At 63.1% G+C, this 10,630-nt stretch carries 11 protein-coding genes and 1 pseudogene; 8 read left to right on the top strand and 4 right to left on the bottom strand.

All coding sequences use genetic code 11. The annotated features are described in order from the left end of the window. Nucleotides 1-136: 136 nt before the first annotated feature. Nucleotides 137-379, bottom strand: a pseudogene (locus VMD50_RS29925) (ATP-binding protein); the annotation flags it as partial. Nucleotides 380-1,109: 730 nt separating this feature from the next. On the opposite strand from VMD50_RS29925, the gene VMD50_RS21850 reads away from it, so the two are divergent. From VMD50_RS21850 to VMD50_RS21830, 5 genes are read left to right on the top strand one after another with little or no spacing between them, the layout of a single operon-like run. After that, complete coding sequence (locus VMD50_RS21850) at nt 1,110-1,283, top strand: hypothetical protein (RefSeq protein ID WP_325430628.1); 174 nt, start codon at nt 1,110-1,112, stop codon at nt 1,281-1,283. Between the two features lie 12 nt (nt 1,284-1,295). Next, nucleotides 1,296-2,834, top strand: coding sequence for a B12-binding domain-containing radical SAM protein (locus tag VMD50_RS21845; RefSeq protein ID WP_325430626.1), 1,539 nt, complete (start codon nt 1,296-1,298; stop codon nt 2,832-2,834). Further along, nucleotides 2,834-4,252 (top strand): radical SAM protein, encoded by a 1,419-nt coding sequence (locus tag VMD50_RS21840; RefSeq protein WP_325430625.1) that lies wholly within the window; start codon nt 2,834-2,836, stop codon nt 4,250-4,252. The genes VMD50_RS21845 and VMD50_RS21840 overlap by 1 nt, the downstream gene beginning before the upstream one ends. 55 nt (nt 4,253-4,307) lie before the next feature. Beyond that, nucleotides 4,308-4,772, top strand: coding sequence for a hypothetical protein (locus VMD50_RS21835; protein ID WP_325430623.1), 465 nt, complete (start codon nt 4,308-4,310; stop codon nt 4,770-4,772). Further along, complete coding sequence (locus tag VMD50_RS21830; RefSeq protein WP_325430621.1) at nt 4,762-5,037, top strand: UPF0175 family protein; 276 nt, start codon at nt 4,762-4,764, stop codon at nt 5,035-5,037. The genes VMD50_RS21835 and VMD50_RS21830 overlap by 11 nt, the downstream gene beginning before the upstream one ends. On the opposite strand, the gene VMD50_RS21825 is transcribed toward VMD50_RS21830, so the two are convergent. Then, nucleotides 5,026-6,114, bottom strand: a complete 1,089-nt coding sequence (locus tag VMD50_RS21825; RefSeq protein ID WP_325430619.1) for a polyprenyl synthetase family protein — start codon at nt 6,112-6,114, stop codon at nt 5,026-5,028. The genes VMD50_RS21830 and VMD50_RS21825 overlap by 12 nt on opposite strands. Continuing rightward, the gene (locus VMD50_RS21820; protein ID WP_325430617.1) at nt 6,111-7,010 is read right to left on the bottom strand and encodes a tetratricopeptide repeat protein; all 900 of its coding nucleotides are present in this window, start codon (nt 7,008-7,010) and stop codon (nt 6,111-6,113) included. Before VMD50_RS21820 ends, VMD50_RS21825 begins: the two co-directional genes overlap by 4 nt. 87 nt (nt 7,011-7,097) lie before the next feature. On the opposite strand from VMD50_RS21820, the gene VMD50_RS21815 reads away from it, so the two are divergent. From VMD50_RS21815 to VMD50_RS21805, 3 genes are all read left to right on the top strand, one after another. Beyond that, on the top strand, nt 7,098-8,042 hold the full coding sequence (locus VMD50_RS21815) for a class I SAM-dependent methyltransferase (protein ID WP_325430615.1): 945 nt from the start codon (nt 7,098-7,100) through the stop codon (nt 8,040-8,042). A 213-nt stretch (nt 8,043-8,255) separates the two neighbouring features. Continuing rightward, nucleotides 8,256-8,732, top strand: a complete 477-nt coding sequence (locus tag VMD50_RS21810) for a DUF885 family protein (protein ID WP_325430613.1) — start codon at nt 8,256-8,258, stop codon at nt 8,730-8,732. A 181-nt stretch (nt 8,733-8,913) separates the two neighbouring features. Beyond that, nucleotides 8,914-10,311, top strand: a complete 1,398-nt coding sequence (locus VMD50_RS21805; RefSeq protein WP_325430611.1) for an IS1380 family transposase — start codon at nt 8,914-8,916, stop codon at nt 10,309-10,311. Nucleotides 10,312-10,502: 191 nt separating this feature from the next. Here VMD50_RS21805 and VMD50_RS29920 read toward each other — a convergent pair. Continuing rightward, the coding region (locus VMD50_RS29920) for a transposase (protein WP_414686140.1) at nt 10,503-10,630 on the bottom strand (128 nt) is incomplete at its 5' end.

Raw genomic sequence — 10,630 nt, 5'->3', positions numbered from 1 at the left:
GAAACACCTCTCCAGCATCAACCCGTCCGATCCGCCGGACAACTGCTACCGACCACCCACGTGACCGGTGCATGCGCGCAAATTTTCCTCAACCACGGCGGAGCGCAGCGGCCCTGGGCAGCTAGCCTGATAAAAGTCAGGCCTTGCCGGTGGTGGCTTGAGCGAGCCGGAACGATTGGCTTTCGGTGACGCAGATATGGGCATGGTGTAGCAGCCGGTCGACGGTGGCGATGGCCAGGGTCTTGGGCATCAGTTCATCAAAGCCGGCTGGGTGCAGATTCGATGACGCTGCTAGGCTAGGAAACGGGTTTCGTAGCAGGCGTCGACGAGCCCGTACGGCGGCGTCTTCGCCGACGGGCAGCATGTCGATATCGTCTATCTATGCCGATGTCGGCATAGGGCGAGCTCGGGTATCAACCCCGCGGCTGCGGATGATTCTGATGAGCTCGACCCCGAACTGATCGCGGTAGGTGCCAGTGAAGGAGGATCATTCGTCGCGGGCGGTCGAGCTCTGCTGCAGCGCCGACGTGGCCTTGAAACCTCATTGACCCTTCGTAATTCGGCAACCTCGCGCTTAAGCCAGCGAATCTCGGCATGCCACTCGTCGTCATGCCAGGGCGCTCTCCAGCATCGATCTGGACCTTACGCCGCCACAGCTACCTCGGTAACATCAGCCCGGCAGAGTACGAGACGCTCTGGACATCCACCCATGTCGCGTGTCAACTCGCATAACCACGGCTTCAACCGGCGGAGACGGATCATGGAGTAGTTTCTCGGGTCCGGTCAATACCCTTGACAAGCTGGTTGAATTGCAGTGTCATTCAGGAGGAAACCATCCCTCGAGAATGCGATGTCGAGTCCGGTGAATGCCAAGGCAGTGGCTTCTTCGTAGTGGTGCCAGTTCTCATTCGGCACAACTCTTTCTCAAGGGTTCACGAGCGTTTCTTTCTCTAGAGGTATGTGCGTTGACAACGAATAGAGGGCCACGTTGAGCAATCCTCGTTTGCCGATGGGACTGAATAATGACGACGGACTGTGGTCCAATCTGCCGGACGTCGATTTCGTCCGTCGCTACCGCATCACAGCTTGCCCGGTCGAGGGTGACGATGATGTCGATGATGACGATCCTGAGCTGGACGATGACCCAGACGAGTACCGTTAGCGCGGTGCAGCTCTGCGTTGCTGACGCCATGCGCATCCATCCCGGTGATCCGCAGGCGCTGCCCGAGGCCTGCGCCGTCGACTTTGCGTTGACCCGCCGCTGTCCAGCTGGCTGGCCGTAAATGCGCCTTGCCATGGTCCAGCCGCCGATCTGGGGGAACCTCCGGACGCCATGGGAGATGGCGTACGTAAAGTCGTTCGTTGAGTATCGGTCGACGAATGAGGTCCGCACCTTTGATATGGCGCCGCGGACGCTCCCTCTCGTCGAGGCGTTTGGTGATGCAATCCGCCGCACAGTCGACAACTCGTTCGAGACCGAGTGCTACCTAAGCTCGCTTGCCTTCCTCACCTCGATCGCGGAAACGTATCTTCTGCGGCTGTTCTACGACACCGAGTCGGAGGAGTTTCGGCGGGCCCTGGCTGCGCTCCTGCGCAACAAAACTCACCATCGCGGAGACGCCCTCGATCGCCTCGTGGAAGCCTTCATCAGCGATAGCTTCTTCCCGTTGCTAAACGGAGAGTTGGACGCCATGAGCGTCCAGGTTGCCGAGGGCGGCTATGACTACCTGGGCTGTTGTACTCATATCACGTCCTACGGGATCGGCTTGTGGCTTCTCCGCTCGGTCAAGCAGCTGCGACCCGATGTCGTGACCGTACTGAGTGGGTACCAGGCGACCATCGACGCTGAGGAGACGTTGCGCGCCTGTCCATGGATCGACATCGTCATCCGCGGCGAGAGCGAGGGCGGGTATCTCCGCGCGTTATCGGAGCGGAACCGCAGCCGCCGCGTGCTCGACCAGGTAGCTAAACCGCTGGCTATAGATGATATGCCGCCGCCCGACTACCGGGACCTGGATCTCACTAACTACAAAATGATCAGCATCATGGCGTCGAGGAACTGCCCGCACGGCAAGTGCCTCTTTTGCCAGGAAGATGCGTTCTGGTCAGCGTTCCGGCACCGAGGGGCAGCAAAACTCGTCGACGACATGGAGGTGCTCCACGAACGCCACGGAGGACATCGGTTCGACTTCGTGGACCTCGACATCCGTGATTTCGTGGTCGAACTTTGCCGGATCCTGCGGGAACGCGGGCACGACTTCGGCTGGTCGGGTGCGATGCGCGCCGACGCTCGCACGCCTGACGTACTACGTGCGATGGTGCCAACCCCCTGCAAGGGCATCTTCTTTGGATTCGAGTCTGGATCGCAGCGGCTCCTCCGAATGATGCGGAAGAACATCACGTTGGGGACGCTCGAGGCGACACTGCGCACGGCGAGCGAAGTGGGCGTGCGCGCCAAGCTGACGTGTATCGCCGGCCTGCCGACCGAGACGGAGGAGGAATTCCAGTCGACGCTAGGCTTCGTAGAAAGGAACACAGAACACATTCGGCTCGTCCTCGTGCAGTGCTTCAAGCTATTGAAGCGCTCACCGCTCGGGGTCGTCGCGGGGCAGCCAGGTAATCCATATGGGCTGGTACCCGACCCAGTACCCGAGCTCGGGCGCGTCGAGGGTTTGCTATATGCCGTCAACTACAGGGGCGATCCGTCCCCGGCGTGTGCGATTGAGCGGTTCATCGAGGCACGAAGGGCGTTCCGTGCCCTTATCGTCGATGAGCGCGCGACACTGTTCTCCACTAACGGCTCGCACCAGAAACATGTCCTGGGATTGCGCTGATGCACCTCACGAAGTACCTCGTCCGCCATCGTGTTGGCGGCAACGCGACCGTGGTCGTCAACACGCTTTCGGGTGCGGTAGACATATTGACTGACGATCAAGTCGATGTCGTCGAACGAGTGGCTAATGGGGAGACGGCCGAGGTAGACGCGCCCCTCATCGCCTACCTCCGCCGACGCGGGTACGTATTCGAATCAGCCGAGGCGGAGGAGCACGCATTCTCGGATCTCCGGGAGAAGGTTCGTGTGCTCGAACAGCGCGAGCCGACTGTCTTCGCCATCTGCCCCACGTACTTTTGTTTCTTCAAGTGCAAGTACTGCTACGAGGGCGAGCTCACCGCGCCAGCGCACCACACCGTGGTGTCTGCAGCGAACCTGCTGCACGGCATGGAGGCACTGGAGGCCTTCCTCCGTCGCAACCTCGCGCTCCGTGAACGTCCTTACGTCACTTTCCTCGGCGGCGAGCCACTCGTCCCTGCGGCTCGTGACACTGTCCTTGAGGTCATGCGCGCGGGCGCGGACCGTGGTTTTAGGTTCACCGTTATCACCAATGGTTATCTGCTAGACACCTTTATCGGCGACCTTCAGCGCTATCGCTCGTTCCTTAAGTACGTACAGGTGACGTTGGATGGACCAGAGGACGTCCACAACCGGCGCCGCCCGCTACGCAACGACGGTGACACCTTTAGGCGCATCTCGGCGAATGTGCAGCTTGCGCTGGAAGCGGGTCTACCGGTACAGCTGCGCACAAACGTGGACGACAGCAACGTGCGGACCCTCCCGGGCCTCGGGAGGTTCATTCGCGAGCGCAGCTGGCCAGGCTTTCGCAACTTCCGCACTTATCTCGCCCCTACGGAAGACAGCACGTGCCTCGGTCTAATCGGATTGCCTCGGGAGGATCAGCTTCTAGCGTCGTGGCTAGCGCTCCGGGAAGACCCCAGGCACGCGCACGACCTGTCGGTGTTCGATGACTCGAAGCTGTTCCGCACAACTTCGATGGTGCAAGCGGTGCTAAGTGGGTCGGACACCCTCGTGCTGCCACGCTTCAGCTATTGCGCGGCGACTAAGGGAAAGGCATTTGTGTTCGGGCCTGAAGGCACCATCTACCAGTGCCTGCGGGGGGTAGGCGACGAGCGGACCGCCGTGGGCACCTATTTCCCTCATTTTGAGATAGACCTCGACCGGGTGCACAACTGGATGTCGCGGGATATCTCGGCCATCCACTGCCCCTCGTGCACCCCGGTCGCCACCCTGCATGGCGGTGGGTGCGCACTGGAGGCCCTCCACCGCAAGGGCGACCTTAAGGCCTGCAACTGCGGGGATTCACGCGAGGTGGTAGTTGGCTTCCTGGAGAGCCGGAAGGACCGGATCCTCATGAGAGCCCGGGCGGGACACAACACCGGTCCGTCAGTGAGCTGAGCCATCGGAAGCGAGGTGGGTGATGGGCTGCTCGTTCGTGTATTTCATGGACCGTTTGGGGCTGCTCGACCGGTTCTTCGAGACGACCGCGGCGGGGCTGGTGTTGAACCGAGCGGAGAACTCCTGCCTCACACAGCTCGCTACCAAGGGCTATTTGTCGCCCGAGAACCTGGACCGGCTCCGCTCGGAGGGGCTGTTGCAGTCGGTGGCTAGGCGAGATGGCACTGGAGTCGAGGCCGACGTCGAAGAACGCATCGCCCCTCTGGTCGCCGCTTACCGGCGGGAGAAGATGGATTTCGTCATAGTGGAGGACGACGTACTGCGGGCCAAGCTCATCTCCGTAGGCGTCCGGTGCGTGACGACGCCGGACATTGTTTTTCACATGGTAAAAAAGGGCGCGCTCACGGTGGAGGAGGGCATTGGGGCGCTGGAGGGATTGCGTTTGCTCGGGTGGCACGACCCCGAGACACTGGAGCGTATCCAGGCTGCGGTGAGAGAGGAAGCAGGCAGTGTCGAGTGAATGGACTAACGACTCCAAAAGGCTGCGCGCTGCGGCGCGATACACGACAGGGTCGGTCACGCTCGGCGAGGCGGCAAATGAAGCCGGGCTTACCACCGTTGAGATGATGGAGCTCCTCGCCGGCACTGGGTTCCGCTCGAACTATTCTTGGAAGGATTTCGAACGAGCCCAGGAGATGCTGGACCACTTCCTCGACTACAAGCCGCCGGTACGCGCGGCTGAGGTGGCCGACCAGGAGGAAGGCCCCGAACACTCAGCGTTGTGACTCGGCATCTCCGGCGAGGGAAGGCAGTGCAGAAGCACGGTCAAACATCTCCATCATGAATGCCTCTCCGTCCCCGCTAAGGGGCGTTGCTCCCAGGAGATCCCGCGCCGCGCCTACGTGCGTGCGGAGCTCGGCCATCGCCATTGGTAGGCCCAGCCGTCCAGCCACCTTGCGGACGTATGCGAGTGGTGGTTCAGCTGCGGAGAGCACCGCGCGCAGCCGCTGGGCCTGGTCCTCATCGGCGTTCGCCAACGCCGCGCACAAGAAGAGTGGCTTCTTGTGCATTCGCACATCCCGGCCTAATGCCCGGCCAAGCGATTGAGGGCCCAAGGTGTCGAGAAGGTCGGCGCGAATGTCGTGAGCAAAGCCCAGGTGGCTGCCCACCCGCGCCAGGGCGTCCTCGGTGACGGCGTCGGCGCCGGCAAAGGCCGCGCCAACTGCGAAGCAGTACGAGACGTACGTGGCTGCCCGGTAGGCGGCCATCGCGCGGCACTCTTCGACAGTAGGCATGACCTGCTCGAAGCGGAGGTCGACCAGCTGGCTTAGGTCGAGGCGGCTTTGGCCCTCTGCTACCAACCTGCCGATCCGGCGTGCAACGCCGTCGGATATGTCCGCCTCGTAGAGTACGAGGTGCGCCATCGAGGTGAGGAGAGCCTGCGCGAGCAGCGCTACCGCGTTACCGACACGCTCGCTGCGGCGCCACCTGCGCGCCGCAGCGTACGCCTGGTACTCAACATGGAACGTCGGCGCGCCCCAGCGCTCGCGGTCTTCGTCGATTAGGTCGTCGGCGATCAGGGTGCCCTTTGTCAGCAGCTCGAGTGCAGTGGCCACCCTGATGGCTCTTGTCCACGTCTCGCCTGGGATGAGCCCTCGAACAACAGCCAGCATGAAGACGTAGCCGAGCGAGCTACCCCTCAGGCAGTAGTCCTCAAGCGAGCGGTGGACGTCGGCGGTAAACCAGTCGTAGGCGTCACACCGCGTGGTACCAGAGGAAAGGACTTCGCGCATGTCCGCCTTCACAGCTGCGCGGAACTGACGCGTCCACGTCTTGGCGATGCTGGCCTTCGAAGTGCTCATCGCGTGCTCCTTTTCCCGCCAGGTGCCGCCGCGGCTGCCGCCGCAAGCCTGCGCAGGTTACGCACGTTGCGCTCAGCGTTGAGCGTGTCTCCCAGCGTGGACCGGATGGCGAGCGCTTTGCGCAAGTGTTTGCGTGCCCGCTTCCACTTACCCAGGTCGGTGAGGACGAGGCCCAAGTTATTGTGGCTGTTGGCCATTCCTACCGTGTCGCCGTATTGGCTCCGGATCTGCATGGCCTCTTCATGGCAGGCCAATGAGACGACGGGGTCACCGGAGCGACGGTGCACGATCCCGAGGTTGGTAAGGGTCTTGGCGGTGGCAATATCGTCACCTGCCCGGCGGCGAAGGCGAAGCGCGTGGCGGTGGGCGGCCGACGCCCCCTCCAACCGCCCCGTGGCGGCACATACCTTCCCGAGCGTGTCGAGTACATCCGCCGTGCGGGCCTGGTCGCGGCTGGGCGCATATAGGGCCAATGCCACCAGTGCTAGCACGAAAGCTGCCGCCACTCGTCGCTGCTTCATCGCGACGAGGGCCATGTGGTCAAAGGACTGTGCCATGCCATGACGATCCCCCGCTCGTACCATGATCCGCAACGCCTCGCGGTGCGTACGCGTCGCGGCGGCCAACCTGCCTTCATAGACATAGGCCATACCGAGGTCGTCAAGGGCGCGCGCCAGCGCGCGGCGAGCACCTGTCGCCCGGTACAGCGCTACGGCGGTGGCAAGCTCGCGCTCTGCGTCGACAAGCCGGCCCGACTCGAGGATCACAACGCCTAGGCCGTGCTGTAGCTGCGCCTGCCGGGCCTCCGGCAGGTCTGGTTCGCGGAGCAGACGCTCGAGCCGCCAAGCGGCAGCGGTTAGGTTCTTGGCAGCGAACTCGATGGCGGCCAGCCGCATATCATCGGCTGTGCGCTTCGCGCGATCGCCCAGGGCTCCGGTCGCTGTCTCACCCAGTGTCGTAACCTCGCCATACGAGGAGCCGCTGTGACGAGCTCGCGGCTCCGGGCCAACTCAGAGACGAAGGCCATGTTAGACGTGCGGGTGGCGGGGTGCAGAGTGGAGCCGATTGACCGATGGGCGAGCTGGCTGCGGCACCGGGCTAACTTTGGCGACCAGGAAGACCGTGTCGCGCTTCAGCGCCAGCTCGTGAAGCGGCGGGACCGCGTACTCGATCGTGCGCGGGTAGGCCCGGGCGACGTGGTGCTGGACCTAGGGAGCGGAGACGGATTGGTGGCGTTCGGGGCGCTGATCCGGGAACCGACATGCAAAGTAGTGCTTTGCGACATATCGGAAGACGTGCTCGCCGAAGCCCGTGCCCGAGCACAGCAGCTGGGCGTCGTGCAACGGTGCTCGTTCGTTCACACGTCCGCTGAGCGGCTAGTGGGTATAACCGATCGGACCGTCGACGTCGTGACCATCTGTGCGCTGCTGATCCACATAGCCGACAAGCGCGCCTGCTTCACCGAGTGCGCGCGCGTTATGCGCGTCGGGGGTCGGCTCTCCGTGTTTGAACCGGTGAACAGGGTCGGCTACCCCGACCCGCCTGAGACCTTTTGGGGGTACGACATTGAGCCAGTTGCACCCATCGCCGCCAAGCTTCGTGCTTTCTACGACCAGTACATTCCACCCCGCACCGACCCTATGCTCGACTTCGATGAACATGACCTCGTCGAATACGCAGTCGCCGCGGGTTTCTCGGAGATAAAACTGGATTACCGCCTACACATCTCGCGTCGGCTGCAGCCCCGAACGTGGGAGGTTTTCCTCGGGACGGAGTGGAATCCCCGGTCCCCCTCCCTAGGCGACGCCATGCGAGAGGTGCTAACAGAGCAAGAGACAGCAGCGTTCGAGGCGCACCTTCGTCCGCTGATCGAAGTTGGTCGCGGCTCTCGCCGCTCCGCAGTGGCGTACTTATCGGCTATACGGTGAACCGAGCGGTTGAGGGTCCGCGTTCATAGCTTGCGAGCTGACCTGCCCCCTGCGCCTGCGGGATTCGGTAACGAGATTTGAAGTTCTCCACGGATTGCGGAATGTGAGCGCTTCAGGAGCCCCGCGCGTCTTCTCGCCGTACCTATCAGAGGGTCTGCCCGGCCATCATCTGCAGATCGGGCGCGCGGTGACGCAGGTTGGTTAGCTGAACCGGTGGCGGCGCCTGGCGTGCTCGGTTTCCAGTACAACGAGGGGTGGGCTCTCTATGCCGAACGGTTGATGGCCGAACTCGGCTACCTCGACGATCCAGGCGAGCGGATGGAAATGCTTGACGCACAGCGCCTTCGGGCCGCACGGGTGGTGATCGACATCGGAGAACATTGCGGGCTCACCGCTCCCAATCGCGGCGTCTGGGACGCCAATCAGGCATGGAACTTCCTGCCTACCCATTGCGCCCTCGCCCCCGCGAGATCCTGCAATTCGAACGGGACCGCTGTCCTGGCTGGCCGGGGGCAGGCGGCGTCGTACGCGATCGGACAACGTATCCGGCAGCGGCTGCGGGAGCAGATCGTTACCACGGAGTGTCGCTCAAGGGATTTCACAGCCGGACACTCGATTTGGGAGGGCTCGGACTGGCCGTACTCAATGCCGCGCTGCTCGGCGAATGCGGCTGGTGCCGTGAGTTATTAATCTCAGCCTAGCTTGATTATTCAAGAATCCGCCCTTTACTTTTCTTAAGTTTGATTGTTACCCTCGATTTTGCGTGAAACTCGGTGTGACACGGGCTTTAGGTTGGCGAAAGTGCCTGTCCTGCAAGGAATAATGAGACTTCTCTAGGGTCCACGATTCCGAACGGGAAGGCACTTTCCAGGTGAAGAGTAGCGCAGCACGATCCAGGTTGGCCATCAGCGCGGACGGGCATGGTGTGGTGTCACATGCCGGGGTCGGCATGTTGCGGGAACTCGCGGATCTGACTGGGCTGTCATCGCAGGTCACCGGGGCGTTGGCAGATACCTACCGTGGGCCGTGGACCCATGCGCCCGGGGAGGTGTTCGCCGATCTTGCGGCGGCGGTGGCCGACGGCGCGGATTGCGTCGATGGGGTCGGCCAGTTGTGGGGTGACCGGTCCCATGTGTTTGGGCAGGTCGCGTCGACAACCACCTTGTGGCGGCTGCTCGACGAGCGGATTGACGGGACGCATTTGCCGCGGATCCGCGCGGCGCGCGCCTTTGCCCGCGAGCAGGCCTGGGCCGCGGGAGCGGCTCCCGACCATGATGGCTGGCTGCATTTGGATGTCGATGCCACCATCACCATCGATCACTCCGACAACAAGGAGAACGCCGCCGCGACCTGGAAGCACACCTTCGGAATGCACCCGCTGCTGGTGTTTTTGGACCGGCGTGACATCGCCGCCGGGGAAGCTCTGGCCGGGCTGCTGCGTCCCGGCAATGCCGGCAGCAACACCGCCGCCGATCACATCACTGTGCTCGGTGCGGCGCTGGAGTCGTTGCCGCGGTCCTACCGGCCGGGCCCTGAAAACCCGGATGCACCAAAGATATTGATCCGCTCCGACTCCGCCGGCGCTACCTACGCCTTCGCCGCTGCCTGCCGCAAATCCGGTGTCGGGTTCTCCTTCGGCACCGCGATCGACACCCGCATCCGCGACGCCACCGAGGTGCTCAACACCGCTGCGGCGTGGTATCCGGCGATCGATGCCGACGGCGGGATCCGCGACGGCGCGTGGGTCGCCGAAGCTACCGACCTGGTGGACCTGTCGGCATGGCCGGAAGGGACCCGGCTGATCCTGCGCAAGGAACGCCCCCATCCGGGTGCCCAGCTGCGGTTCACCGAATCCGACGGGCACCGGGTCACCGGGTTCATCACCGACACCCCCGACGGGGTGGTGCCCGGCCAACTCGCCGGCCTGGAACTGCGCCACCGCCAACACGCCCGAGCGGAGGACCGCATCCGTGAGGCCAAGACCACCGGGCTGCGCAATCTCCCGTTCAACTCGTTCGACGCGAACAAGGCATGGCTTGAAATCGTCATGACAGCAACAGATCTGGTCGCATGGGCCAAACTGATCGGCTTCACCAATCACCCCGATCTGGCCCGGTGCGAAATCGACACCTTCCGCTACCGGGTCCTGCACGTCGCCGCCCACATCACCCGCAGCGCCCGACGCACCCGGCTCGCGATCGACACCACCTGGCGGTGGGCCAAAGCGATCGCCACTGCCTGGACACGCATCCGCGCGGCATTCACCTGAACCCCGACACCCCTGCCCCAACGAGACGAAAGTCCCACCCGCCCTAGGAAAGCCCGCCCCACCGGAGCGACACCGGGCGACTTGTCATGCCCGCCCGCATAATCAACCCCCCAAGCCCGCCGAAACCGGCGAATCACTCCTCGGCGTCCCCGCATGCAAAATCGAGGTTAGATTTAGTGGCTCTTCGTGAATCAGAGTGCATTGACGAGTTGGTGGAGTGCTCCGCTGTGGAGTAGTGAGCGGATTCGGTAGTGGGTGAGGTTGCGGAATCCGAGGGCGTTGCGGCGCAAGGCTTCCAGGCGTCCGTTTATGGCTTCGG

The organism is Mycobacterium sp. (genome assembly GCF_035506235.1).
Taxonomy (GTDB): domain Bacteria; phylum Actinomycetota; class Actinomycetes; order Mycobacteriales; family Mycobacteriaceae; genus Mycobacterium.
The sequence above is the reverse complement of the archived record's forward strand: the minus strand, read 5'-3'. Positions and strand labels throughout refer to the sequence as shown.

Excerpts from the sequence above, each read along its gene's own strand:
- VMD50_RS21850 (WP_325430628.1), top strand. The coding sequence starts at position 1,110 with ATGTCGATGATGACGATCCTGAGCTGGACGATGACCCAGACGAGTACC.
- VMD50_RS21845 (WP_325430626.1), top strand. The coding sequence starts at position 1,296 with ATGGTCCAGCCGCCGATCTGGGGGAACCTCCGGACGCCATGGGAGATG.
- VMD50_RS21840 (WP_325430625.1), top strand. The coding sequence starts at position 2,834 with ATGCACCTCACGAAGTACCTCGTCCGCCATCGTGTTGGCGGCAACGCG.
- VMD50_RS21825 (WP_325430619.1), bottom strand. The coding sequence starts at position 6,114 with ATGAGCACTTCGAAGGCCAGCATCGCCAAGACGTGGACGCGTCAGTTC.
- VMD50_RS21820 (WP_325430617.1), bottom strand. The coding sequence starts at position 7,010 with ATGCGGCTGGCCGCCATCGAGTTCGCTGCCAAGAACCTAACCGCTGCC.